We start from the raw sequence: 26,388 nt of genomic DNA, 5'->3' as shown, positions 1-26,388 counted from the left end.
TGGCCAATAGCAAACAAAGTCTACGGACAATGACCGACCAGAATGATTTGCGTGCAATGACGTTTCGCCTCGACCGCCGACAGATGATCTCCGGAATGGCTGCCCTTGGCGTGCTGGCCGGAAGCCGCAGCGCCTTTGCACAGAAGCGCGTCGTCATTCCGGAAGGCGACTTCGCGCCGCTGCCGATCGCGATCCCGAACTTTGCCGCCGGCACGCCTGGGGACACCGAGGTCGGTGTCGGCATGACGCAGGTGATCACCAACAATCTGAAGCGCAGCGGCCTGTTTGCGCCGATCGATCAGGCGGCCTATCTCGAGAAGCAGATCAACATCGACGCGGCGCCGAACTTCAACAACTGGAAGAGCATCAACGCGCAGGCGTTGGTCACCGGCCGCATGACGCGGCAGGGCAACGGGCGCGTCAAGGCGGAGTTCCGGCTCTGGGACGTCAACACCGGCCAGCAGCTCGCCGGTCAGCAGTACGACACCTCGGCCGAATATTGGCGGCGCATCGCCCACATCATCTCCGACCAGATCTACGAGCGGCTGACCGGCGAGAAGGGCTATTTCGATACCCGCGTCGTGTTTGTCGACGAGAGCGGCTCGGCGGACCGCCGCGTCAAGCGCCTCGCGTTGATGGACCAGGACGGCGCCAATGTGCGCTACCTGACCCGCGGTTCGGACCTCGTGCTGACGCCGCGCTTCTCGCCGTCGACCCAGGAAATCACCTACATGGAATTCGGGCAGGGCGACCCGCGCGTCTATCTGCTCAACATCGAGACCGGCCAGCGCGAGATCGTCGGCAACTTCCCGGGCATGTCGTTCTCGCCGCGCTTCTCGCCCGACGGCCAGCGCGTCATCATGAGCCTGCAGCAGGGCGGCAACTCCAACCTGTTCGTGATGGATCTGCGCTCGAAGTCGATGACGCGGCTGACCGACACGCCGGCGATCGACACCTCGCCGTCCTATGCGCCCGACGGCACACGGCTCTGTTTCGAATCCGATCGCGGCGGCAAGCCGCAAATCTATGTGATGCCGGCAACCGGCGGCGGCGCACAGCGCATCTCGTTCGGCGACGGCACCTATTCGACGCCGGTGTGGTCGCCGCGCGGCGACTACATCGCCTTCACCAAGCAGGGCGGCGGGCAGTTCGCGATCGGCATCATGAAACCCGACGGCTCGGGCGAGCGCATCCTGACCTCGGGCTTCCATAACGAAGGCCCGACCTTTGCGCCGAACGGGCGCGTCGTGATGTTCTTCCGTGATCCCGGCGGCAACAGCGGCCCGTCGCTGTTCACCATCGACGTCTCCGGGCGCAACGAGCTGCGGGTGCCGACCCCGGGCTTTGCCTCCGACCCGGCCTGGTCGCCGCTGTTGTCGTGAGCTGGGCGCAGACTGCTCCTGGGAACCCTGGCGGCGATCTGCACTTCTCACCTAGCGCACTGAATTTTATGGTGAATTCCGGCCGTCGCCTAGGCGCGGCAAGGACTTGCTAACGATGTTCGCTCAGAAAGACTTCACCTGCGATCAGTAAGAGTGCGAGCTGAAAAGGACGCGCGCTCTCACAATGCAGTTTGCAAGTCAGACGGGTGAACCGGACCGGTCGATGTCGCCGACGATTTCGGCGGCGCTGGTCGATTCCCTGTTCATGAACCCCGCGCCCATGATCTTCGGCGCCTTCGGCCCCGCCATTGCGGGCGCCGTGATTGCGGCTGTCACGAGCAATCTCCTGTGCTGGCTGTGCGTGCCGCTGTTCATCGTGGTGGGGCTGGCGCGCGCGCTGCAGATGTACCGCTACCAGCAGCGCAATTCCCGGCTCACCGTCGAAGAGTCCGTGACCTGGGAGAAGCGCTACCGGATCGGCACCATCGCCTACGGCATTTCGCTCGGCATCTGGGGCGTCACCGTGCTGCTCACGACCAATGATGCCGCCGCGCACATGCTGTGCGTGACCACGGTGGTCGCCTACACCTCGGCGGGGGTAGGGCGGACCTTCGGCCGGCCGCAGATCTTCCACCTGCATCTGTTGATGTCGATCGGTCCCTTGATCCTGGCGCTGATGTATGTCGGCGGTCCCTATCACATCGCCCTTGCGCTGCTCAGCCTGGTGTTCTTCAGCGCCATCCGGCACCTGACCTCCAGCCTGCAGCGCATCTATGTCAACGCCTGGATCGCCAAGGAGCGCGAGGCCGCACTGGCGGGCCAGTTCGATACCGCGCTGAACAACATGCCGCACGGCCTGTGCATGTTCAGCGCCGACGGCCGCGTTGCCGTGATGAACCACCGCTTCATCGAGATGATGCAGCTGTCGGACGATTTCGTGCAGCGCGGCGCCAGCGCCACCGACATTTGCAACGCCTGCGTCCTGTCCGGCTCGATCTCGGCCGCGGCCGCGCAACAGATTCTCTACGAGATCGAGAGCTCGCAGCGCGGCGATATCGTCACCAGCGACCCCGATCCCACCAAGAACCGCTCGCTGGACTGGACTTTCCAGCCGATGGCCGGCGGCGGCACGGTGGTGCTGGTCGAGGACATCACCGAGCGCAAGGACGCCGAGGCCCGGATCAGCCATCTCGCGCGCTACGACGAGCTGACCGCGCTGCCCAACCGCGTCAATTTCCGCGACGAAATCGGCCGGCTGCTCGCCATGCAGCACGGCGATCATCGCTCCGCATTGCTGTTCGTCGACCTCGACCAGTTCAAGCAGGTCAACGATACGCTCGGTCATCCCTGCGGCGACCAGCTGCTCTGCGCGGTCGCCGAGCGGCTGCGCGAGATGCTGCGGCCGGAAGATTTCGTGGCGCGGTTCGGCGGCGACGAGTTCGTCGTGTTCCAGCAGAACATCCACTCGCACGAGGACGCCGCGGCGCTGGCGCGGCGCATCGTCGACCGCCTCAGCGAGCGCTACAAGATCGACAACCACCTGGTCGAGATCGGCGCCAGCGTCGGCATCGCGATGACCGCGCCCGGCGTCGGCGCCGACACATTGCTGAAGAACGCCGACATGGCGCTCTACCGAGCCAAGGCCGACGGCCGCGGCACCTTCTGCTTCTTCCGCGACGAGATGGCGCAAACCGTCGAGGCCCGCCGCATCCTCGAGCTCGACCTGCGCAAGGCGCTCGCCAACGAGGAATTCGAGCTGTTCTACCAGCCGCTGATCAACCTGAAGTCCGGCAAGGTGAGCACCTGCGAGGCTCTGCTGCGTTGGAACCATCCGGCGCGCGGCACGGTCTCTCCGGTCGACATCATTCCGGTCGCCGAGGACATGGGCCTGATCGTCGATCTCGGCCGCTGGATCCTGCGCAAGGCCTGCATGGAATGCATGAAGTGGCCCGAGGCGGTCAGCGTCGCGGTCAACTTCTCGCCGCAGCAGTTCCACCAGCGCGACGTGCTGAGCGAGGTTCGCTACGCGCTCGAGGTCTCCGGGCTGCCGGCGCACCGTCTCGAGATCGAGATCACCGAATCCTCGCTGCTGCACAACACCGAGCTGACCCACGACGTGCTCTCGCAACTGCGCTCGCTCGGCGTGCGGATCTCGCTGGACGATTTCGGCACCGGCTACTCGTCGCTCAGCTACCTGCACAATTTCCCGCTGCAGAAGGTCAAGATCGACCGCTCCTTCCTCGAAGGCATCGACAGCGACCGTCCGCTGACCTTGCTGCGCGGGGTGGCGCGACTGTCGGCGGATCTCGGCATGTCGGTCGTGGTCGAGGGCATCGAGACCAATGAACAGCTCGAACTGATCAGCGCCGATGGCGCGGTGACCGAAGCACAGGGATACCTGTTCAGCCGGCCGGTTCCCTCCGTCCGCATCCGCCAGCTGCTCAATGCCTCGCACGGCCGGCGGACCGACGAGCAACTGCACGTGGTTCCCTCGCGCTCGATTGCCTGACCCGGCGCAATACCCTCAATCGATAGTTGTGAGAGCCTTCGGCTGCACCATTCGTAGTGTACCCTTGCGGCCAGTGGTTAACTGTATTGCCTCGATTGTTTTGACGGAAATTAAGAAGCTGTTAATCTTTTGGCTCGCGCGTTGAAGTTGTTGAGTTGTTCAGGGAGTACCAAATGAGGTCCGCGGCCGAAGCCATCAAGCCCGCGACAGGAAGGCTTGCGGACCCTCTGGATCAAGTCGACTACCGCCTCGCTCAGACCCCGGAACAGAAAGACGAGATTTACCGGCTTCGCTATCGCGCCTATCTGCGCGAAGGCGCGATCCGGCCCTCGGCGGACGAGCGGGTTGTCGACCGGTTCGATGATGCGCCGAATGCCTGGGTCTTCGGTGTCTATCTGCAAGGCGAACTCTGCAGTTCGATCCGCATCACCGTGGTGACGCCGGAATGGCGTACCTCGCCGACGCTCGAGGTATTCGGCGACGTGCTGCTGCCGAAGCTTGATCAGGGTCTGGTGTTCATCGACTCGACGCGCTTTGTCGCGGATCCCGAAAAGGCCCGGAACAATCCGGAACTGCCTTATGTCACGGTGCGCCTCGGCTCGACCGCGGGCGTGCACTTCAATGCCGATTACGGCCTTGCACCGGTTCGGCCCGAGCACATGGCGTTCTACCGGCGCGTGTTCCTGCACGAGACCTGGTCGGAGCCGCGGCTCTATCCCGGACTGGTGAAGCCGGTCGGCTTGATGGCGTCGCATCTGCCGACGGTGCGGGAACGCGTGCTGGCCCGCTATCCGTTCCTGCGCTCGAGCGCCTTCGAGCGGCGAATGCTGTTCGACCGTGAAGGCCAGTTGCAGCCCGACGGCGTCGTGCAGCCGTTCGAGCGCGCGTCGATCGTGCCGAATCCCTGAGGGAGGCGGCATTCTCATCGATTCAGTGTCGATCGACTGTTGCGCGCAGGCCAAATTGTCCTGCAAAAGCGGCCGGTTCCCGCGAACCTTGCCTTCCCTTCACCATCGCGCCACATTTGCCACCCATTAACCATCGGGGGCGCTTTTCGCCATTGCCTGGCATTTGATGGGGTCCAGCAAGGTCTCGTCAAGGTTGACGGAACGTTCGCTTAACCATCGCCCTGTAGACCGATTGGGTAGTACGAAGAGCGCGAGCGTGGAGGCTCCGGGAATGAATTATCTCCAGGGTATGAAGCTGGTTGCGGTTCTGGCGGTGGCGCTGTCGATGGGTGCCTGCGCCAACAAGAACCCGTTGGACGCCAATGGCGCAATTGGGGGCGCCGCGACCCCGGGCAGCCAGCAGGATTTCGTGGTCAATGTCGGCGACCGCGTGTTCTTTGAGAGCGATCAGACCGATCTGAGCCCGCAGGCGACGGCGACCCTCGACAAGCAGGCGCAGTGGCTGCAGACCTATAACCGTTACTCCTTCACCATCGAAGGTCATGCCGACGAGCGCGGCACCCGCGAATACAACATCGCGCTCGGTGCCCGCCGTGCCCAGTCGGTCCGCGCCTATCTCGCCTCGCGCGGCATCGATCCGAGCCGCATGCGCACCATTTCCTACGGCAAGGAGCGTCCGGTCGCGGTCTGTAACGACATCTCCTGCTGGTCGCAGAATCGTCGCGCCGTCACTGTGCTGAACGCCAGCTCCTGACGCGATCCGAGATAACTGCTTTCAAGCCGGCGCCTTCGGGCGCCGGTTTTGTTTGTGTGCCGAGTATGAACGACAGCTTGGAGGTGGAAGTCCTCTACCCAGCCTGATGGCGGCGAAGGGTTAGCGAAGCGCAAGGGCATCATCGCGAGGTGGGGTCTGAAGAAAGCGTGGAGCAAAGCCGCGGCCCGATGGACAAGAACCGGATAACGAGGCCTACCCGGCCGGACGAGCGAGCAAACGGTCGCGAAGTCCAAGGTCATCAAGGGTCGGGGTGGTAAATCCGGCGGGCGTGCGGCGAAGGCGGTCGGTCTTACCTCGGGAGGTCTGCGCTGTGTCCCGGCAACGGGACTGAGGTCGTCGCAAGGCGGCCTGACCGCAGCGCAGAAGTCAGCCGAGGGCATAGTAGGCGGCAGCGCGCCGCCGAAGGCCCGAACGGTGGAAGTGGTTAGTAGAGCGGTCGATCTCGCGCGAGCCATGCGGCAGAAGAATCAGGTTGAGCTGAACTCGGACACCGGAGCGAAGGGTGAAGCCCAAAGCGCCGCCGTCCGAGAGACCGAAGCAAGCGCGGCGACGGCCAGTCTTGAACGCCCGGCGGTCGCAGGGCTGTCGATGGAAGCAGTGGTCGAGCGTGAGAATCTGAAGAAAGCGTTGGCGCAAGTGAAGCGCAACAAGGGCGCGGCAGGCGTCGATGGGATGACCGTCAACGAACTGCCGGCCCACCTGAAAGAGCACTGGCTCGCGATCCGAGCTCAACTGCTTGACGGCACCTACAAGCCGCAGCCGGTGCGGCGGGTCGAGATACCGAAGGCGTCGGGCGGCCTGCGGCCGCTCGGCATCCCGACGGTGCTCGACCGCGTCATCCAGCAGGCGGTGATGCAGGTGCTGCAGGCGGATTGGGATGGGACGTTCTCCGAGACGAGCTTCGGCTTCCGGCCGACCCGCTCGGCGCATCAGGCGGTGGAACGGGCGCAGGCGTATATCGCGTCCGGGCACGCCGTCGTCGTGGACATCGACTTGGAAAAGTTCTTCGACCGGGTCAACCACGACGTCCTGATGGGGCTGGTCGCCAAACGGGTGACTGACAAGCGCCTTCTGAAGCTCATCCGCGGATTCCTGAATGCGGGGGTGATGGAGGGAGGGGTGGTCAGCCCGACGGAAGAGGGCACGCCGCAAGGCGGTCCGCTCTCGCCGCTGTTGTCGAATCTGATGCTGGATGTGCTGGACAAGGAACTGGAGAAGCGCGGCCACCGCTTTGTGCGTTATGCCGATGACTGCAACATCTATGTGCGCAGTCAGCGAGCGGGCGAACGGGTGCTGGCCGGCATCGAGAAGTTCCTCGAAAAGCGCCTCAAGCTCAAGGTCAACAAGGCCAAGAGTGCGGTCGCCAAACCGAGCGTTCGCAAGTTCCTGGGCTTCAGCTTCACCGGCGGGACAGCACCGCGGCGGCGCATTGCGCCGCAGGCGCTCGCCCGCTTCAAGGCGAAAGTTCGGGAGCTGACACGGCGCACGCGCGGCCGAAGCCTTGCGCAGATTGTCAAGGAGTTGTCCGTCTATCTGATCGGATGGCGCGGCTACTTCGGCTTCTGCCAAACCCCGTCGATATTGCGCGACCTTGATCAATGGCTCAGGCGGCGGTTGCGCGCCATCGCCTGGAAGCAGTGGAAGCGCGGAATCACTCGTTTTGCCGAGCTGCGACGCCGCGGCGTCGGCCGGGATCGGGCGGCGCAAACCGCCGGAAGCCCACATGGCCCCTGGCGGCTCGCGAACAGTCCCGCACTCACCATCGCCATGCCAATCGCGTTCTTCAGTTCACTCGGCTTGGCTTCCGTCGCGGCGCTGCAGACCGCATAATCCACTGAACCGCCGGATACGGACCCGTATGTCCGGTGGTGTGGGAGGGGCGGAGCCGCGAGGCTCCCCCCTATCCCGATTGGCCACGTGAAAGCCCGGCCTGACGTCATCAAGATGAACGAAGCTGCGCGCAATTGGCCGCTTGCTTGTTCCAGCGTCCGTACTAAACCGGTATCCCGCGACGCTGACCCGGATTTGAAGTGCCAGTCACAATTCCGGCGTACTCCGTCTTTCAATGTCGCTCGCTTTTCACGTCGATCTCGTCGTCAGGGCAAAATGTCATCCAGGATTCATTTTCTTTCTTCCGCCGCGGCGATCGCGGCGCTGTTCGCCGTTTCCGCGCCAGTGTTTGCCCAATCCGACGATTCCGATGCCGAAATGCGGATCGAGCGGCTCGAAAACCAGCTGCGGCAGCTGACCGGCCAGAACGAGGAGCTGCAATACCGCAACCGTCAGCTCGAGGAGCGCTTGCGCCAGCTCGGCGGCCAGCCGCCCGGCCCTGGTGGACAGGCCGCAGCGGCGCAGCCCGGCGTCGCGGCGGTGCCGCCGGCGCAGCAACCGCAGGCCTACCCGCAAGCGCAGCCGGGCTACGCCCAGCCCCAGCAAGGCTACGGCCAGCCGCAGCAAGGATATGGCAGGCAGCCGCAGGGCGGCTATGACCAGCAGCAACAGATCGCGGCGCCCGCGCCGGTCGTGCAGGAGCCGGCGCCGGCGGCGGCTCCCGGCCGCCGCGGTCGCGGCGATGCCTTCGATCCGACCCAGAACCCGAACGCCCCTGGCGCCCCGCGCGTGCTCGGTGGCGGCGGCCAGATGCCGGTGCAGAGCAATGCGGCGGTCGGTGCCCCCGGCGGTCGCGGGGCGGGCGAGCCGCTCGATCTCGGCAACACGAGCCCGCAGCGTGCCCCCGGCGCGAGCGCGGCCCTGACCACATTGCCGCCGTCGGCCACGCCGAAGGACGAGTTCGACCTCGGCATCGGCTACATGCAGCGCAAGGACTATGCGCTCGCCGAAGAGACGATGAAGAACTTTGCGGTGAAATATCCGAGCGATCCCCTGGTGGCGGACTCGCAATACTGGCTCGGCGAAAGCTATTTCCAGCGCCAGCAATATCGCGACGCTGCGGAGACCTTCCTCGGCGTGACCACCAAGTTCGACAAATCCGCGAAGGCGCCCGACGCCCTGCTGCGGCTCGGCCAGTCGCTGGCGGCGCTGAAGGAAAAGGAAGCCGCCTGCGCCGCGTTCGGCGAGATCTCGCGGAAGTACCCGCGCGCGTCCGGCGGGGTGAAGGCTGCGGTTGACCGCGAGCAGAAGCGCGTGAAGTGCTAAACCAGGTGCGGGAAGGCCGTTTCCGGCCTCTCCGCCAGCAGCTGGTTTTGCGATGCCCGACGATCAATCCGCCATCCCGGCAAGGGACGCCAAGCGCCTGTTCGCGGGCCTCGCGGGGGCGCCGGCGATCCTGCTTGCGGTGTCCGGCGGTCCCGATTCAGTCGCGCTGATGTGGCTGGCCGCGCGCTGGCGCCGCGCGCTCGCGCAGGGCCCGCGGCTGGTGGCGGTCACCGTCGATCACGGCCTGCGTCCTGAAGCGGCTCGCGAGGCGCGCGACGTCAAGCGGCTGGCGCGAAGTCTCGAGCTGCCGCATCACACGTTGCGCTGGACCGGACCAAAGCCTGGAACCGGCGTGCCGGCGGCCGCGCGCGCGGCCCGCTATCGCCTGCTCGCGCAGGCCGCACGCAAGCATGGCGCCACGCATATTTTAACCGCGCACACCCGTGACGATCAGGCCGAGACGCTGTTGATGCGGATGCTGCGCGGCAGCGGCGTTGCGGGCCTCTCGGCTATGGCGCGCGAGACCGAGCGCGACGGCATCTTGCTGACACGGCCGCTGCTCGACATCTCCAAGGCGCAGCTGATCGCGACGCTGAAGAAGGCGCGCATCGGTTTTGCCGACGATCCGACCAACCGCGATCGATCCTACACGCGTCCACGGTTGCGCGCGCTGATGCCGATGCTCGCGGAGGAGGGTGGCGATGCGCGGAACCTGGCGCGGCTTGCCGCAAGGATCGCGCGCGCCAACGCCGCCCTGGAACTGCTGGTCGACGGCGCCGAGCACTATCTTGCGTTGAAAAGCGAGGATAATCCTCGTACCGGCTTCGACGCTGCGCTGTTCGCGGTGATGCCCGAGGAAATCCGCGTCCGTCTGCTCAAGCGCGCCATCGACCGCGTCGGACATGAGGGGCCGGCCGAGCTCGGCAAGGTCGAAACCCTGCTCGCCGCGATGGACGAGGCCTTGGATGGGCCTTTGGGACAACGCGAATCCAAGCTGAAACAGACCCTTGCCGGAGCGGTCATCAGCGTCGCCGCCGGCCGTATCAGGATCGGGCCGGCGCCACCCCGCCGGGCGCGCTCCCGCTGAGCCGGGTTCGATTGTTTCAATCGCTGTCATAATCCGGCAAGGAGGCTTAACCACCCCGGAAAAACACCGGATTCAACGCCATTTTTTGACCGGGAATCGCGCTAGGATGCGGTAAATAGTCGTGCGTGGTTCCCTTGGCATCGACCCCAGCGGCACCTAGATTGTAAGGCATCGACGGGATGGATTCCCTGGGGATTCCCACAGAGCCTGCCCAAGGATTAGAGAGAGGCCGCGATCCGCGCGACCACGAAGGAAGACCATGAACGCCAATCTGCGGAATTTCGCCCTCTGGGTCATCATTGTCCTGCTGTTGCTGGCGTTGTTCACGCTTTTCCAGAATCCTGGCCAGCGCTCGTCGTCCTCGGATATCTCGTTCTCGCAACTTCTGACTGAAGTCGATCAGGGCCATGTCCGCGACGTCGTGATCCAGGGGCCTGAGATTCACGGCACCTTCAACAACGGCACGAGCTTCCAGACCTACGCGCCGAGCGATCCGTCGCTGGTGAAGCGTCTCTACGACGCCAAGGTGCAGATCACCGCGAAGGCGCCCGGCGACAACGTGCCGTGGTTCGTTTCGCTGCTCGTCTCCTGGTTGCCGTTCATCGCGCTGATCGGCGTGTGGATCTTCCTGTCGCGGCAGATGCAGGGCGGCGCCGGCAAGGCGATGGGCTTTGGCAAGTCGCGCGCCAAGATGCTGACCGAGGCGCACGGCCGCGTCACCTTCGAGGACGTCGCGGGTGTCGACGAGGCCAAGCAGGATCTGCAGGAGATCGTCGAATTCCTCCGCGACCCCGGCAAATTCCAGCGGCTCGGCGGACGGATTCCGCGCGGCGTGCTGCTGGTCGGCCCTCCCGGCACCGGCAAGACGCTGATCGCGCGCGCGGTCGCGGGCGAAGCCAACGTGCCGTTCTTCACCATCTCCGGTTCTGACTTCGTCGAGATGTTCGTCGGCGTCGGCGCGAGCCGCGTCCGCGACATGTTCGAGCAGGCCAAGAAGAACGCGCCCTGCATCATCTTCATCGACGAAATCGACGCGGTCGGCCGTCATCGCGGCGCCGGCCTCGGCGGCGGCAACGACGAGCGCGAGCAGACGCTGAATCAGTTGCTGGTCGAGATGGACGGCTTCGAGGCCAATGAGGGCGTGATCCTGATCGCGGCGACCAACCGTCCCGACGTGCTCGATCCCGCGCTGCTGCGTCCCGGCCGCTTCGACCGCCAGGTCGTGGTGCCGAACCCGGACGTCGTCGGCCGCGAGCAGATCCTCAAGGTCCACGTCCGCAAGGTGCCGCTGGCGCCGGATATCAACCTCAAGACCATCGCGCGCGGCACACCGGGCTTCTCGGGCGCCGACCTGATGAACCTCGTCAACGAGGCTGCGCTGACCGCCGCCCGCCGCAACAAGCGGATGGTGACGCAGGCCGAGTTCGAAGAGGCCAAGGACAAGGTGATGATGGGCGCCGAGCGCAAGTCGCTCGTGATGACCGAGGAAGAGAAGTTGCTGACGGCCTATCACGAGGGTGGCCATGCCATCGTCGGCCTCAACGTCGTCGCGACCGATCCGATCCACAAGGCGACCATCATTCCGCGCGGCCGTGCGCTGGGCATGGTGATGCAGCTGCCCGAGCGCGACAAGCTGTCGATGTCGCTCGAGCAGATGACCTCGCGCCTTGCCATCATGATGGGTGGCCGCGTCGCCGAAGAGCTGATCTTCGGCCGCGAGAAGGTGACCTCGGGCGCGGCCTCCGACATCGAGCAGGCGACCCGCCTTGCCCGCATGATGGTGACCCGCTGGGGTCTCTCGGAAGAGCTCGGCACTGTCTCCTATGGCGAGAACCAGGACGAGGTGTTCCTCGGCATGTCGGTCTCGCGCACGCAGAACGCGTCCGAGGCGACCGTGCAGAAGATCGACTCCGAGATCAGGCGTCTGGTTGAGGAAGGCTACAACGAGGCGACCAAGATACTCACCGAGAAGCGCGAGGACCTCGAGGCGCTCGCCAAGGGCCTGCTCGAGTTCGAGACGCTGACCGGTGACGAGATCATCGACCTGTTGAAGGGCAAGAAGCCCAACCGCGAGTCGGTGCTGGAGCCGTCGACGCCGCGCGCATCCGCCGTGCCGCCGGCCGGCAAGCCGCGCCCGCGTCCCGATCCGGACACCGGCATGGAGCCGCAGCCGCAGGCGTAAGCCTCGCCCGCCATGGCCGGCACGTCCGGCAAACCAGTTGTGCAAAAGCTCGGCCTCAAGCCGGGCTTTTGTATTTTTGTCGACGGGTTGTCCGTTCCCTACGGCGACGTTGTCGGCGAACTGCCCGCCGATGTGCTGGTGGCGAAGACCGCACGGGCACCGCTCGATGCCGTGCACCTGTTCGCCGCCAAAGCCCAAGAGCTTGCGGCCAAGCTGCGGCGTTACCGTCAGGCGATCGCGCCCGACGGCATGATCTGGGTGTCGTGGCCGAAGACAAGTTCGGGCGTCGTGACCGACCTTACGGAGAGACAGGTCCGCGAAACCGGGCTCGCGAACGGCCTGGTCGACGTCAAGGTCTGTGCGGTCGATGACGTCTGGTCGGGACTGAAATTCGTGATCCCCGTCAAGGACCGCGGCAAGCGCTGAGATCGCGCCTTTCGAATATCCTTGGCCCCCGCTGCGGCGCCGTGGCATCCTTGTGCCAAGCCGTCAAACGGCACGGCCGCGTTGTCTGAGGCGCGGCAAGAAAAGGGGAGGGGAGGCCGATGCGCAAGGCATTCGGCGCGCTTGGCGCCATTTCGTTCCTGCTGCTGCCCACGTCTTCCATCGCCGCCGAGATGCGCGGCGTCACATCAACCGAAATCAGGATCGGCCAGACCATGCCCTATAGCGGGCCGGTGTCGGCGTTCGGCGCACTCGGCAAGGGCGAGGCCGGCTATTTCAGGATGCTGAACGAGCGCGGCGGCATCAATGGCCGCAAGATCAACTTCATCTCGCTGGACGATTCCTACGCGCCGCCAAAGACGGTGGAGCAGACGCGCCGCCTCGTCGAGAGCGACGAGGTCGCGCTGATCTTCTCCTCGATCGGCACCGCGCACAACACCGCGATCGCAAAGTACCTGCAGGGCAAGAACATCCCGCAGCTGTTTCTGGCTTCCGGCGCCTCGAAATTCGGCGACATCGCGCAATTCCCGCAGGCGACGATGGGCGTGCAGGCGCCGTTCCGCTACGAGGCACGGCTGTATGCGCGCTACGCGCTGGCAAAGAATCCAAATGCAAGGTTCGCCGTCATCTCGCAGAACGACGACTACGGCCGCGACTATCTCGCCGGCCTCAAGGACGTCCTCGGCGAGAAGTATGATGCGCTGGTCACCGTCGCGACCTATGAGATCACGGACCCGACGATCGACTCCCAGATCGTCAAGCTGAAGGCCACCAATGCCGACGTCTTCGTGATCGCGGCGACGCCGAAATTCGCGGCGCAGTCGATCCGGAAGGCCTTTGAGATCGGCTGGCGGCCGATGACCTTCCTGTCCAACACCGCGGTGTGGATCTCGACCGTGATGCAGCCGGCCGGCGTCGAGGCCGGCACCGGCATCATCTCCACGGCCTATGTGAAGGATCCGGACGATCCGGCCTGGAAGGACGATCCCGGCATGAAGGGCTGGCGCGACTTCATGACCAGATACGTGCCCGAAGGCGACCAGCACGACACCAACTACGTCAACGCCTACAACAGCGCGATGGCGCTGGAGGCGGTGCTGAAGGCCTGCGGCGACGATCTCTCGACCGAGAACATCCTGCGTCAGGCATTCGCGATCAAGGGCCTGCAATTGCCGATGCTGCTGCCGGGCATCAAGGTCAACACCTCGCCGGCCGACCACGTGCCGGTCGATCAGATGCAGCTGATGCGCTTCAACGGCAAGATCTGGGATCGCTTCGGCGAGCTCCAGACGGGGAATTGATTATCGCCATTCTAAGACCGTCATCCTGAGGAGCCGCGAAGCGGCGTCTCGAAGGATGAATCGGCCACAATGCGGCCGTGCATCCTTCGAGGCTCGCCCAGCGGCGCAATTGCGCCGCAAGGCTCGCACCTCAGGATGACGGGACAAGCAGCGCGCGACGCTTGAGGAAGCAATAGCGTACGCTACTTCGCCTCCTCGGCCGCCGCCGCCGCGCCGGCCTTGGTCTCGTCCGAGCGCACATGGATCACGGCGATGTCGTCCTTGTACAGCCGCTTCCAGCCCTTCAGATGATCCAGTGCGTTGCCGGCCGACGAGTCCGAGCTCAGCAGCGTGGCATCGATCCGGTATTTGTCGAGTAGATCCAGCAGCTGGCCGACGTCGCGGGCATCGAGCGCATCGTAATAGTCGAGCACGAATTGCTCGCCATAGAGCTCGGCGCGGCCGTCGATGAACACCTTCATGTCGCGGCTCACCATGTAGCCGCCGAACGGCGCGGTGCTGAACACGCGCTGCGCCTTGTGCTGCTGCAGCACATCGACCGCGGCAACGGGCGAGAACATCGGCAGGAACTTGAACTGATGCTGCGCGACAAACATCGCCGTCGTCACCCACGCGCCGATCACCATCGCGATCACGGCCAGGATCGTGACGAGCGGGAATGAGCGCGTTTCACCGAAGCGGGCGGCGGTGGCGCCTGCCGTTCCCCATTGCTCGGCGATCGGCTTGGCGAGGACCAGCGGAGCGATGAACGCGAACACCTCGATGTTGCGGACATGGCTCAGCGCCATCCAGATCAGTCCGAGCAGCAGCAGGATCCGCGGCACCGACAGCGTCAGCCTGCGATAGCAGATCAGGCCGATCAGGCCGAGCAGCGTGGCTTCGAAGAAGCTGGGCTTGCTGAAATCCGCCGGCTTCCATTCCCCGATCAGCGTCAGCAACTTGCCGAGGCTGAGGATCTTGGTCGCGCCCAGCAGGCTATTCCAGCCATAGGGCGTCACGCAGCTCGCGGCCAGCGCGGCGAGCCCGAACAGGCCCCATCGCACGACAAGCAGACGTCGGCGGCCGGGCTCCGCGTTCCACACGGCCTCCAGTCCGATCGGCCCGATCAGCGCCAGGCCGAGAACGAAGCCGCCATGCAGATTGGCCCACAGCGTCATCAGCGGCAGCAGCCACCATGATGGTGAGGTGCGGCGATCCGCGGCCACGAGCAGGCCGCCGATGAACGCCAGCAGCACCGGCAGCGCCAGCACATGCGGCCGCGCCAGAAAGTGGATCGTCGACAACAGCAGCGCCAGCGCCGCGATCAGGAGCGCGCGCGCCGGATCGAAATACGGGCTCAACAGATGCAGGAAGATCGCGACCGTCGCGCCGATCGCCATCGACGACAGGATCACCGGTCCGGCCCAATCGCCGCCGTAGACGAGCGCGTACGCCACCTGCGACAGCCACGAGCTCGAGATCCAGGGCTCGCCGAAACGGGTGAACGAGAACACGTCCGATGTCGGCATCGCGCCGTGTTCGAGGATCCACTGTCCGACCCTGATCTGCCACATCGTGTCGGAATCGCGCAGCAGGATTTCGCCGGCCGCGAGATAAAACAGATAGGCACCCACGGCGGCGCACAGCGGCACCAGTCCTCGTGCCGCGCTACGGCTGCTCACACTGCTGGTGATGGAGAGTGACATGCGCTTTCTTGCTTGTTTCGGCCGGGGGCATCCAGAGCCAACGCCACGCGTGACGCCAGCGCGCACTCGACCACGGCTTCCGATAAATTCGGGTAAATGCCGCAGCGATATCGCGCGCATGCGTAAGATCGGATGTCTCGATTTCGAGCGATCGCCTTAGCCGGCGATTTACCATCGTGGCCCTGATCCGGTTCGGGAGGGGCCGGAGCGCCGCCGGTTCAATCAGAGGTGGTACCAGAGGTTGCAAAAAATCCTTACAATTCCAGCTTGTCATTCAGTCTGAATAGTTGTTCACTTCTTCAGACGATTGCGGGATCAATCGTTCAAAACGTTGAAGACTCGTGTGTTCTGCCGGTGGGCGCCGGCCGGGGCGCACGGCGGGGGGACGGAATGCCATGGTTTACCGGCGAACTCATCAGGTCGTGAAACGGCTGGCCGCGCGGCGCAGCGCCATCCTGTCGGCTGCGCGGGACGCGGCGGCGGCGGGCGGCATGGCGGCGGTCCAGATCGCACCCGTCGCGGTGCGGGCCAATGTCGCGGCCGGAACGGTCTATCGCTATTTCCCGTCGAAGGCCGAGCTGATCTCGGAATTGATCACGGAAGTCTCGCGCGACGAGCTCACGGCGATCCGGCGCGCCGCCGATGCCGCGCCAGGGCCGTCATCGGCGCTCGCCGCCGCGGTGACGACGATCGCCGTCCACGTGCTGTCGCAACGCAAGCTTGCCTGGGGCATTTTGGCCGAGCCGGTCGACGTCGACGTCACCGCCTCGCGCCTCGCCAGCCGCCGCGATATTTCCGGCGAGCTTGCCATGCGCATCGATGCCGCGGTGCGCGCCGGCCACCTGCCGGCACAGGACACGGCGCTGGCCGCCACCGCCTTGCTTGGTGCGCTGCACGAAGCGCTGGTCGGCCCGCTGGCGCCGGCCAATCTCGACGATCCGATCAAGCTGCGTGACGCGGTGCAGACCGTGACGCTGCTTGCGCTGCGCGCGGTCGGCGTGATGGACGCACGCGCGCGTGGCCTCGTGGTGCAGGCGACGACCCCGGCGAAGGCGCTGGTCGGCGCCTGAGGCCAGGGTGAGGCCAAGGCGCGCGAAGAACACTTCTGTCGCAATGGCGTTGTAGTTTTGCGGGCTGGGTTCACCAACCTCACGGAGCAACGCATGACGACGACCCATGGCTCGGCCAAATGGCAGGGCGGCATCAAGGACGGCAAGGGCGCGATCTCGACCAAGAGCGGCGCGCTTTCGGATTACCCCTACGGCTTCGCCAGCCGCTTCGAGGGCAAACCGGGTTCGAACCCGGAGGAGCTGATCGGCGCGGCGCATGCCGCCTGCTTCACGATGGCGCTGTCGCTGATCCTGGGCGAAGCCAAACTTACGGCGGAGCATATGGAGACCAAGGCCGATGTGACCTTGGAGAAGGTCGCCGACGGCTTCGCCATCACCGCGGTGCACCTGACGCTGTCGGCGAAGATCCCGGGCGCCGACAACGCGACGTTCCAGGAACTGGCCGGCAAGGCGAAGGCCGGGTGTCCGGTGTCGAAGCTGCTCAACACCAAGATCACGCTCGACGCGTCCTTGCAGGGTTGATCGCCACGCGGCGGGTTAGCGCGTTTTCGAGCGAAGCGGGCACCGGTTCGCGTGAAGAAAACGCGTCAAACAAGAATCTAGAGCTGCGCGTCGCCCCTCGGGCCGACCGAGGCGATGCGCAGCATGTTGGTGGTGCCGGGCGCGCGCAGCGGAACGCCGGCGACGATGATGACGCGCTGGCCGGCCTTGGCAAAACCGTCGCGGAACGCAATCGAGCCGGCGCGGTCGACCATGTCGTCGAGATCGTGCGCGTCCTCGGCGACCACGCAATGCACCCCCCACACCACCGACAGCTTGCGGCCGGTGACGAGGTTCGGCGTGATCGCGACCACCGGCACCTTGGGCCGCTCGCGCGCCACCCGGATCGCGGTCGAGCCTGACGACGTCCAGCAGATGATCGCCGACAGGTCGAGCGTCTCGGCGATCTGCCGCGCGGCGTCGGCAATGGCGTCACCCACCGTCGCTTCGGGATCGACGCGCTGCGCGTTGATCACGTTGCGATAGGTCGGGTCGCGCTCCACTTCCTCGCCGATGCGGTTCATGGTCGAGACCGCCTCCACCGGGAATTTGCCGGCGGCGGATTCCGCCGACAGCATGATGGCGTCGGCGCCTTCGTAGACGGCGGTGGCGACATCGGAGACTTCGGCGCGCGTCGGCACCGGCGCCTGGATCATCGATTCCAGCATCTGGGTTGCGACCACCACCGGCCTGCCGGCGCGGCGCGCCATCCGGATCATCTGCTTCTGCAGGCTCGGCACCCGTTCCAGCGGCAGTTCGACGCCGAGATCGCCACGCGCCACCATCAGCGCGTCCGACGCTTCGATGATGTCGGCAAGGCGGTCGATCGCCTGCGGCTTCTCGATCTTGGCCATCACGGCGGCGCGGCCGCGGATCATCTTCTTGGCCTCGATCACGTCCTCGGCACGCTGCACGAAGGACAGCGCGACCCAGTCGATCCCCTCCGGCAGCGCGGCTTCCAGGTCGGCGCGGTCCTTTGCGGTCATCGCCGACACCGGCAGATCGGTATCGGGCAGGCTGACGCCCTTGCGGTCCGACATCTTGCCGCCGATCACGACGCGCGTGACCGCGCGCTCGGGCGAGGTTTCCTCGGCGATCAGCCGCACCTTGCCGTCGTCGAGCAACAGCGCATGGCCCGGGCGGAGCGCGGCAAGGATCTCCGGATGCGGAAGCTGGACGCGGCTGTTGTCGCCCGGCGTCTTGTCGGAATCCAGAATGAAGCTCTGGCCGTTCTTGAGCTGGGTCGAGCCTTCCGCGAACGAGCCGAGCCGCAGCTTCGGCCCTTGCAGGTCGACCAGGATGCCGATCGGCCGGCCGTAGCTCGATTCGACATTGCGGATGGTCTTGACCAGTTCCCGCATCTTGTCATGCGGGGTATGGCTCATGTTGATGCGGAAGACGTCGGCGCCCGCCTCGAACAGCTTGCGGATCATCGCGCTGTCTGAGGAGGCCGGGCCGAGCGTTGCGAGGATCTTGATTCGACGCAGTCGTCTCATTGTTTGTTTCCGGGTGGTGCGGCTGGCGGCAGACCAGACGCGCCCGGAGGCGCTGCGCCCGGCGGCGGGTTGGGCAGGCCCGGCATCGCCCCGGGACTTCCTGGACCCACGCCGCCCGGCATTCCCGGTACTTTCTGCGGCTGTTGTTCGTTGGCTTCGGTCAGCTGGACGGTCCATGCACGCTGCTCGCCGGTGTCGACCTCGAAGAAGCCGGTGCGGTCAAACCCGCGCGCCAGGCAATTTTCGGTGCCCTTGATGGTGAATTCCTTGTCGCGCGAGCACATGAAGGCCTGGCCGGACCATTCGCCGCCGCGATCATAGTCGAGAGCGTAGATGTAGTAGTAGCGCGCCACAAGGTTGCCGCGCAGCAAGGTCTCGCAGGTGCGCGACGACACGTTCCACCAGCCCTCGGTGGTCCAGCCCTCGGCGTCCTTGTAGCCGAGCGCGATGCCGACGCGGCTCGAGGTGTTGTTGCAGAGCCGGAAATCGGCGGCCGCCGGACTCGTCCACAGGCAGGCCGCGACAAGCGCCAGCACCGGCAGGAGGCCGACCAGGATCAGGCGGATATTGCGGGGAGCTGAGGCGAGGGAATCTGTTGGGCTCATGCAGCGAAGCTATATCAAATCATGGACGATTTCGCGTGCCCGGCTGGCACTGTCAACGGGCAGGCGCCCGTCTGCGACGCTGCCGGACCGTGGCCGGGGTGGCCGGACGGGTCCGTTCTGCGCGCCGATATGGCAAAATCTGTGACAATTCCCACCTGATATCAATATGGTGAGCGCGACACACGGGATCACGATCATGAGCATTGACGACAAAACCAGAACGGAACTCGAGGCCGCAGTCTTCCGGCGTCTCGTCAGTCACCTGCGCAACCGCACCGATGTGCAAAACATCGATCTGATGAACCTCGCCGGCTTCTGCCGCAACTGCCTGTCCAACTGGATGAAGGAAGAGGCCGACGCCAAGGGCCTTGCGGTGAGCAAGGACGAGAGCCGTGAGGCGGTCTACGGCATGCCGTATGAGGAATGGAAGGCGAAGCATCAGGGCAGCGCGACGCCGGAGCAGCTCGCGGCGATGAAGAAGGCCCAAAGCGGGCATTGAACCTCAGCCTCTGTGACGTCAGTTCCGCGGCCGTCCGCATCTCCTGTGGGCGCGCTGTGGATGAGCGCGATGTTTCCTTGACGGAACGCGCGCCAAAATCGAGGGTCGCCCGCAGCAAGCGGTGCGCAAGGCGCGTATTCGCGTAACATTTCAATACCTGTTCAGGAGTGCGCGATGGCCACCACGTCTGCCGCCGTCAAGGAAGAGCCCGCAACGCGATTTGCCAAGGACCAACTCAAGTCCATCATCGAGCGCATCGAGCGGCTGGAAGAAGAGAAAAAGACGATCTCGGACGACATTCGCGACGTCTATGCCGAAAGCAAGGGCAACGGCTACGACGTCAAGGCGCTGCGCGCCATTATCCGTCTGCGCAAGCAGGATCCGAACGAGCGCATGGAGCAGGAGACCATCCTGGAGACCTACATGCAGGCGCTCGGGATGCTGTGAGCCGGCCGGCGTTTCGGCCGGTAGGCGGCGCCAGGCGGCCTTTCGGGGCGCCTGTTCGGGACGTGCGTTCAAGGCTTGGGTGAAATCCAGGGATTTGCTACACTGCCGGCGAGGTAACCGGGCAGATCGTTCAGATGGACGTGCCAGGACCAGAGCGTCGGCTCGCTGCGGTCCTCGCCGCCGACATGGTCGGCTATAGCCGCCTGATGGAGGCTGACGAGACGGGCACCCTTGCGCGCCTCAAAACCCATCGCATCGAGCTGATCGATCCGGCCATCGCCAAGAATCGCGGCCGCATCATCAAGACCACCGGCGACGGCCTGCTGGTCGAATTCCACAGCGTCGTCGATGCGGTGCTGTGCGCGGCCGAGGTCCAGAACCGGATGGCGAAGCGCAACGCCGACGTCACGCCGGCGCGCTGGATGCAGTTTCGCATCGGCATCAATCTTGGCGATGTGATCGTTGACGGCGCCGATATCTTCGGCGACGGCGTCAACGTCGCGTCCCGCCTGGAGACGCTGGCCGAGCCCGGCGGCATCTGCATTTCCGGCGCGGTCCGCGATCAAGTCGGCGATCGCCTGGAAGATCTGAGCTTCGAGGATCTCGGCGACCAGACCGTCAAGAACATCGCGCGCCCGATCCGGGTTTTCCGCGTCCATCTCGAAGCCCGTGCCAGGCCCGTTCCGGAGCACCCGAGTGCGGTGGCAGCCCCTGTCGTCGCCAAGAAGCCCTCGATCGCCGTGCTGCCGCTCGTCAACATGAGCGGCGATCCCGAGCAGGAATTTTTCGCCGACGGGCTTACCGAGGACATCATCACCGAGCTGTCGCGCTTCCACGATCTGCTGGTGATCTCGCGCAACTCGACCTTCGTGTACAAGGGCAAGGCCGTGAAGGTGCAGGATGTCGGGAAGGAATTCGCCGTCGACTACGTGCTGGAAGGCAGCGTGCGGAAGGCGGGCGGCCGGATCCGCGTCACGGTGCAGCTGATCGACGCCGTGGCCGACCGGCACGTCTGGGCCGAACGCTACGACCGCGAGCTTGCCGACATCTTCGCCATCCAGGACGAGATGACGCGCGCGATCGTAGCGACCCTGCCTGGGCGCCTCGAGGCTGCCGCGCATGACCGCGTCAAGCGCAAGCCGACCGACAATATGGCGGCCTATGAGTGCGTGCTCGCCGCCAAGGTGCTGCATCATCGCTCGGCACGGGACGACAACGCGGAGGCGCAGCGCCTGCTCGAGCGGGCCATCGTGCTCGACCCGAACTATGCCCATGCCCACGCCTGGCGGGCCTGCGTGCTCGGCCAGACCTGGGTCTACAACTGGTGCACCGACCGCGACGCGACCATGGCGCAGGTCGCTGCCGAGCTCGAGATCGCGCTCAAGCTCGACGACAATGACAGCGACGTGCACCGGATCCTCGCCGCGCTGAACCTCAACCGCGACGACCACGACAAGGCGGCCTTCCACCAGGAGCGCGCGCTCGCGCTGAACCCGAATTACGACCTCGTCGTCGTGCAACAGGGCGAGCTCCTGACGTGGCTCGGGCGGCCCGAGGAAGGCATCGACTGGATCAAGCGGGCGATGCGCCTCAATCCGTTCCATCCGGAGCGCTTCTGGAGCCATCTCGGCCGGGCCTGCTATTGCGCCGAGAAATACGCTGACGCCGCCGAGGCGTTCTCGCGGATCACGCGCCCCGACCATACCCATCACGCCTTCCTCGCGGCGACCTTCGCGCAGATGGGCAACACGGTGGCGGCCTCCGCCCACGCCGCCGAGGTGCTGAAGCGCGAGCCGACCTTCTCGGTTGCCGCGCACCTGACAACCCAGCGCTACAAGTGCGAGCCCGATCGGGCGCGCTACGAGGCCGGCCTGCTCAAGGCAGGGCTGCCGGCCTGAACCGGCGCAAAGCTATCTTGTCGGTAGAAGCGCGGCTCAGCGCAGCGAGGCGGTGCGGAGCACGAAGGACTGGGTCGTCAGCAGGGCGGTCGCCGAGCCCGAGAAGCGGTCGCAGGTCATGCCCATCATCGGATCTTCCGAGAAGGTCATGACGACGGCGGCCTGCGGCTTCACGAAATGAGCCCGCATCATCGTCATGTCGGTGTCGCCAAGCACCGTGGTCAGCATGGCATTGCTGGCGCTCGGCGCCAGCATCACCACGCGCATCCAGATATCGTTACCCTTGGCAGCTGAGATCCGCGCGGAGGTCGTGATCACGCCCTGGCTCGGTGCGCCCTTGGCAACGACGGTGTTGATTTCGGTGCTAGGAGCCGCGGCATTGCGCGTCGGGCGTACGTTGCGCGGGATCGGCGCGGTCGCTGCGACGATGTTGGCGCGATCGACCGGTGACGCCGCCGCCGGCGCATAGGCCAGCGCCTTGTTGAAGTTTTCGGTTGTCGTGCTGGCAGTGGTCTGCGGATCGCTGCCGCCGACCGCCTCACGGGCCTTCAGCGCGGCAATCTGCGCCGCCGAGGCCTGCTTCGGCGCCTCACCCTCGTCACCCCAGAAGCCGCGGGCATTGATGATGTCGGCAGGCGATTGCGGCGCGGTGTTCTCGGCCACCTGCACCATTTGCACCGCGGGCTTCGCCTTCGGCATCGGAACGAGCTGGGCGTCGGCGGCAGCGAGCTGGATGGCGGCGGCGAACTGCGGCTTGGCGCGCGGCAGCGGAATCGGATCGGCGGATTTGGCGGGCGCGGCGGCGGCCACCACGGTGTTGGCGGCGGGCTTGTCGTTCACGCTGGCCGCGCCTTCGTCTTCATCGTCACTCGACTTGCCGCCACCGAACAGCTTCGCGAACAGGCTCGGCTTGCCGATGGTCGCGGCATCGTCACCATTGCCGCGGCGCTCGATATCGGCCTTGGCAAGCTCATAGCCCTTCAGCGGTGTGCCGTCGGTCGGGACATGGACGGTGCGGCCGTCGGGGAACACCCTGACCAGCTGCTCGCGGGTCATGCGCGGCCAGTGGCGGATGCTGCCGGTGTCGAGATGGACGAACGGCGAGCCCGAGGTCGGATAGAAACCGACGCCGCCGCGCTGCAGGCGGAGGCCCGCGTAGCGGATCTGCTCCAGCGGCACGCCCGGGATGAAGAAGTCCATCGCATGCCCCAGCATGTGCTGGCTGTGGCGCGCAACGCCCGAGGAGCGGCGGCGGAGCATGGCGTTGGTGGCAGGGGCGCGATAGGCGGAGATGATCTGGATCGGCTGCTTGCCGCCGACGTCGTTATAGACGTCCCACAGGATGTCGAAGAGGTGACGGTCCATCACCGTTTCATCCTGGGAGCGCCAGTCGCGCAGGAAGTGGTTGAGCTGCTTCAGCGCGCCTTCGTCGTAGCGGCCCTCGCGCTTGAAGGTGACGGTGAGGTCTTCGCCGGAATGGGTGTGGTGGAAGGAGAGGGTGCGGGTCTGGTTGAGCGCGGTGGCATCGTGCACCGATCCCGCGCCCGCCAACAGCAATAGCGCAGTCAGGCCGACTTGGTATCCGGCCTTAGGCAACGACAGCGGATTGCAGCGGCGTGCGAAGACAGCCAGCACTATGAGCCCACCCAGTCGACGAGCGTTCGGTCGGCATCTTTCGCAGACCCCCTGCGGAAGACGGTGAACGCTTTCTTAAAGCGGGAGGGTTAACCGAGGTTTACCGACCCGCCCCCAAGTTAGGCTTAACTAACTGGGCGACTGTGGCAAAAGATAGCCCTGCTCCCCGGCCGAGACCCGAAATGGTTAACATAAACGATCTCGCCTTTTGAGCGAGATCGTTGATTTTGCTTCAAAATTTATCCCAATCGGGCGGAAATGCAGATTAGCGGGTGATCACCCGGCGCTGCTGCTGGGCCTGCCCACGACGGATCGGCTGCGGCTCCGGCTGTCCGAATCCCCCGAACAAGCGCTCGAAGAAGTTTGGTCCGGAGGAGCCAAAGCCGTTGTCGCCGGCGACATTGACGCCGGCGGGCAGGCTGCTGCTCGGCGGACGCGAGTAGCTCGGCTGGGCGTGCGCCACCACCGTCTCGAGATCCTTGCCGCGGCTGTTCCTGAGCAGCGACAACATGCTGGCATCGCGGCCGTAAACGTCCCTGCGGAACTGCAGCTTGCCGGCATCGTCCACGAACGCGGTCTGGTAGGTGATGTTCACCGGGATCGGCGTCGGGAATTTCAGGTCGACCTCGCTCGAGCCGTACATGCTGCGGATCCGCTCCGGCGTGTAGTGCTGGTTCGGCTCGGTGATGTTGAGCAGGACGGCGGCGTACTGATCGGGATTCTGCACGCGCATGCAGCCGTGGCTGAAAGCACGCTCGTCCTTCGCGAACAGGTACTTGTCCGGCGTGTCGTGCTGATAGACCAGGAACTTGTTCGGGAAGTTGAAGCGGATGCGGCCGAGCGCGTTGGCTTCACCCGGGGGCTGCGAGATGTGAATCGAGCCGTCGCGGTTGCGCTCGAGCCTGAGGCCCATGCGCTGCAGCACCGTCGGATCCTGCTGCAGGGCCGGCAAATACTCGTTGTAGATGATCGACGGCGGCACGTTCCAGGTCGGATTGACTGTGATGTACTTCATCGTCTCGGTCAAAAGCGGCGTGGCATGCTGGCCGGGCTTGCCGGTGACGACTCGGGTGGTCCAGACCGGCGCGCCGTTCTGCATCACCCTCAGCGTGTAGTCCGGGATGTTGAGGATCACATAGGCATTGCCGACACTGGCGGCGCCGAGCTGGCGCGGCAGCCAGCGCCAGCGCTCCATGTTGACGATCACGGTGTCGATCTGCCGATCGCGCTTCGGATTGTTCAGCGCCTTGACCGTGCGCTCGTCGAGAACGCCCGTCGGCTTGAGGTCGACGCTGCTCTGGAATTTCTCCACCGCCCGCGCGACCGTCGCGTCATACTTGGTGCTGTCGGCATCCTCGGTGATGCCGAGCTTGTTGCGCAGGTCCGGCACGCGCGGATCGTCCATCTCGACCGCGGCCTGCTTCTTGCGCGCCGGCAAATATTTCAACGCCGGGCCGTCCGCGATCGTGATGACCGGACCGTCGCCCTGGCCACGCAGCTCGGCGAGCTTCTTCTTCAGCTCCTTGTAGAGCTTCTGCTGCGGGTTATAGCCGTCGAGCGCGGCGGAGGCGTCCTTGGCGGAGGTCACATTGGCGAACACTTCCGCCGGATCGATCGGGTGCTCCGGATAGAGAATGTCCCCCGACACCTGCGACCAGTGCATGCGGCCGCTCTGGGCCTGGCGGGCATAGTCCAGCATGCTGGCCGCGAGCTTCAGCTCGGCGTCGGCCAGCGCGTCCGGCGAGGTCGCCGCGGCGAAATCCGGCGCCGGATAGTCTGATGCATCGAGGCCGTCGGCGGCCGCGTCCTTCAGGCGTGCGATGACGCCCTTGCCGGCATCGGTCAGCTTGCCGGCCTTGGTGAAGACCGGTGCGTAGTCGCGCGCCGAGTAGAATTTCTCGGCGGCGGCGCGCTCGTTCTTGCGGTCGAAGGTGCGCAGCGACTTGCTGGCGAGCAGTTCGCGCAGCTTGTCGGCAACCGGCTGATCCTCGGCGGCAACGTTGCTCGCTGCCTTCGCCGGTTCGCTCGCTGGAGCTGCGGCGGTCGCGGGAGCAGGCGCTGTGGCCGGCGCCGCGGCCGTTGCAGGCGCGGGGCTTGCGGCAGGCGCGGTGGCAGTTGCAGGGGCGGGGGTGGCCGCCGCCGGCGCGACGGCGGTATCGGTCTTTGGTGCACCGGCGGGTTGCGTCGCCGGCGCGGTTACGACATCGGCAGGCTTCGGTTCGACGGCCTTTGCCGTGGTGCTCGGCTCTGCCGGCTTGGCATCGACCGGCTTGGTCTCAGCGGGCTTGGCCTCGGTGGCTTGCACATCGGCGGGCTTCGCGTCGGCCGGCTTGGCTGCATCGGGCAGCGCTGCGGTGGTGTCGGCCTTGAAATCGCTTGCGGTGGGGGGCGGCACGTTGGCCGGTTCGGGGCGCGGGATTGCCGCGTCGATCGCGAGTTCCGAAGCGCTGGAGTGAGGCGTGTCCTGCGCGAGGGCCGAGGTCGCGGACACCGTGAGGAAGGTTGCCGCGACGGCCATCAATACGCGGTCAAATCCTCGACGGTTGTTCGAACAGTCACGCATCGTCACACCCCCTGGGTGAAACTGCCCCTCATCAAACCGGAACAGTTCAATTCAGAATTTGGTTTCATAGCTTGCGCGAAGCGCCGGCCTCTCGATCGACTCGCACGCCTGCACACAACGAACGCAGACGATACATTTGCCCCTCTCATGCAGCCAGCGCCATGCGGGGCAACTCACGACAAACTGACCTCGAAGCGGCTGATTTC

Annotated in this window: 20 protein-coding genes; 15 read left to right on the top strand and 5 right to left on the bottom strand. The window is 65.4% G+C overall.

What is annotated here, in order from left to right; genetic code table 11:
• Nucleotides 1-56 precede the first annotated feature (56 nt).
• From tolB to ACVWYP_RS40900, 10 genes are all read left to right on the top strand, one after another.
• The gene (tolB, locus tag ACVWYP_RS40945; protein ID WP_304497228.1) at nt 57-1,382 is read left to right on the top strand and encodes a Tol-Pal system beta propeller repeat protein TolB; all 1,326 of its coding nucleotides are present in this window, start codon (nt 57-59) and stop codon (nt 1,380-1,382) included.
• A 184-nt stretch (nt 1,383-1,566) separates the two neighbouring features.
• On the top strand, nt 1,567-3,891 hold the full coding sequence (locus ACVWYP_RS40940) for a putative bifunctional diguanylate cyclase/phosphodiesterase (protein ID WP_304497227.1): 2,325 nt from the start codon (nt 1,567-1,569) through the stop codon (nt 3,889-3,891).
• 173 nt (nt 3,892-4,064) lie between these two features.
• Nucleotides 4,065-4,799 (top strand): N-acyl amino acid synthase FeeM domain-containing protein, encoded by a 735-nt coding sequence (locus tag ACVWYP_RS40935; protein WP_038385214.1) that lies wholly within the window; start codon nt 4,065-4,067, stop codon nt 4,797-4,799.
• A gap of 271 nt (nt 4,800-5,070) precedes the next feature.
• Complete coding sequence (pal, locus tag ACVWYP_RS40930) at nt 5,071-5,553, top strand: peptidoglycan-associated lipoprotein Pal (protein ID WP_016846948.1); 483 nt, start codon at nt 5,071-5,073, stop codon at nt 5,551-5,553.
• Nucleotides 5,554-6,027: 474 nt separating this feature from the next.
• Nucleotides 6,028-7,404, top strand: coding sequence for a group II intron reverse transcriptase/maturase (ltrA, locus tag ACVWYP_RS40925; protein WP_225164672.1), 1,377 nt, complete (start codon nt 6,028-6,030; stop codon nt 7,402-7,404).
• 276 nt (nt 7,405-7,680) lie between these two features.
• Entirely contained in the window at nt 7,681-8,730 is a 1,050-nt protein-coding gene (gene ybgF, locus ACVWYP_RS40920) for a tol-pal system protein YbgF (RefSeq protein WP_304497226.1), read from the top strand.
• 52 nt (nt 8,731-8,782) lie between these two features.
• Nucleotides 8,783-9,817: a tRNA lysidine(34) synthetase TilS gene (gene tilS, locus ACVWYP_RS40915; RefSeq protein ID WP_304497225.1), complete on the top strand. Its 1,035-nt coding sequence runs from the start codon at nt 8,783-8,785 to the stop codon at nt 9,815-9,817.
• 259 nt (nt 9,818-10,076) lie between these two features.
• Nucleotides 10,077-11,999, top strand: a complete 1,923-nt coding sequence (ftsH, locus tag ACVWYP_RS40910; RefSeq protein ID WP_018268750.1) for an ATP-dependent zinc metalloprotease FtsH — start codon at nt 10,077-10,079, stop codon at nt 11,997-11,999.
• A gap of 12 nt (nt 12,000-12,011) precedes the next feature.
• Nucleotides 12,012-12,425, top strand: coding sequence for a DUF3052 domain-containing protein (locus tag ACVWYP_RS40905; RefSeq protein WP_304497224.1), 414 nt, complete (start codon nt 12,012-12,014; stop codon nt 12,423-12,425).
• A 119-nt stretch (nt 12,426-12,544) separates the two neighbouring features.
• On the top strand, nt 12,545-13,744 hold the full coding sequence (locus tag ACVWYP_RS40900) for an ABC transporter substrate-binding protein (protein WP_304497223.1): 1,200 nt from the start codon (nt 12,545-12,547) through the stop codon (nt 13,742-13,744).
• A gap of 182 nt (nt 13,745-13,926) precedes the next feature.
• Here the strand turns inward: ACVWYP_RS40900 and ACVWYP_RS40895 are convergent, their stop codons facing one another.
• Nucleotides 13,927-15,429 carry a hypothetical protein gene (locus ACVWYP_RS40895; RefSeq protein WP_304497222.1) on the bottom strand — a complete coding sequence of 501 codons (1,503 nt, stop codon included), beginning with the start codon at nt 15,427-15,429 and terminating at the stop codon, nt 13,927-13,929.
• A gap of 395 nt (nt 15,430-15,824) precedes the next feature.
• On the opposite strand from ACVWYP_RS40895, the gene ACVWYP_RS40890 reads away from it, so the two are divergent.
• A complete protein-coding gene (locus tag ACVWYP_RS40890) occupies nt 15,825-16,499 on the top strand; it encodes a TetR/AcrR family transcriptional regulator (RefSeq protein WP_026191806.1) in 675 nt (224 codons plus the stop codon).
• Nucleotides 16,500-16,592: 93 nt separating this feature from the next.
• The gene (locus ACVWYP_RS40885) at nt 16,593-17,021 is read left to right on the top strand and encodes an OsmC family protein (RefSeq protein ID WP_016841620.1); all 429 of its coding nucleotides are present in this window, start codon (nt 16,593-16,595) and stop codon (nt 17,019-17,021) included.
• Between the two features lie 77 nt (nt 17,022-17,098).
• On the opposite strand, the gene pyk is transcribed toward ACVWYP_RS40885, so the two are convergent.
• Together pyk and ACVWYP_RS40875 are read right to left on the bottom strand one after the other, a co-directional pair.
• Nucleotides 17,099-18,535 (bottom strand): pyruvate kinase, encoded by a 1,437-nt coding sequence (gene pyk / locus ACVWYP_RS40880; RefSeq protein ID WP_028340635.1) that lies wholly within the window; start codon nt 18,533-18,535, stop codon nt 17,099-17,101.
• Nucleotides 18,532-19,140 (bottom strand): DUF1036 domain-containing protein, encoded by a 609-nt coding sequence (locus ACVWYP_RS40875; protein ID WP_035631531.1) that lies wholly within the window; start codon nt 19,138-19,140, stop codon nt 18,532-18,534. The genes pyk and ACVWYP_RS40875 overlap by 4 nt, the downstream gene beginning before the upstream one ends.
• 196 nt (nt 19,141-19,336) lie before the next feature.
• Between ACVWYP_RS40875 and ACVWYP_RS40870 the strand changes: the two genes are divergently transcribed.
• The 3 genes from ACVWYP_RS40870 (at nt 19,337) to ACVWYP_RS40860 (ending at nt 21,984) form a co-directional block, all read left to right on the top strand.
• Nucleotides 19,337-19,639: a DUF1244 domain-containing protein gene (locus ACVWYP_RS40870; RefSeq protein WP_026191804.1), complete on the top strand. Its 303-nt coding sequence runs from the start codon at nt 19,337-19,339 to the stop codon at nt 19,637-19,639.
• Between the two features lie 174 nt (nt 19,640-19,813).
• Complete coding sequence (locus tag ACVWYP_RS40865) at nt 19,814-20,086, top strand: DUF2312 domain-containing protein (RefSeq protein ID WP_024584938.1); 273 nt, start codon at nt 19,814-19,816, stop codon at nt 20,084-20,086.
• Between the two features lie 134 nt (nt 20,087-20,220).
• The gene (locus ACVWYP_RS40860) at nt 20,221-21,984 is read left to right on the top strand and encodes an adenylate/guanylate cyclase domain-containing protein (RefSeq protein ID WP_304497221.1); all 1,764 of its coding nucleotides are present in this window, start codon (nt 20,221-20,223) and stop codon (nt 21,982-21,984) included.
• A 36-nt stretch (nt 21,985-22,020) separates the two neighbouring features.
• Here ACVWYP_RS40860 and ACVWYP_RS40855 read toward each other — a convergent pair whose 3' ends face one another.
• Nucleotides 22,021-23,619, bottom strand: a complete 1,599-nt coding sequence (locus ACVWYP_RS40855; RefSeq protein ID WP_304497220.1) for a DUF882 domain-containing protein — start codon at nt 23,617-23,619, stop codon at nt 22,021-22,023.
• A gap of 265 nt (nt 23,620-23,884) precedes the next feature.
• The gene (locus ACVWYP_RS40850) at nt 23,885-26,182 is read right to left on the bottom strand and encodes a L,D-transpeptidase family protein (RefSeq protein ID WP_453945830.1); all 2,298 of its coding nucleotides are present in this window, start codon (nt 26,180-26,182) and stop codon (nt 23,885-23,887) included.
• Nucleotides 26,183-26,388: the final 206 nt, after the last annotated feature.

This window comes from Bradyrhizobium sp. USDA 3262 (assembly GCF_054060035.1).
Note: the sequence above shows the minus strand (reverse complement) of the source record. Positions and strands in the feature narration are given on the sequence as shown.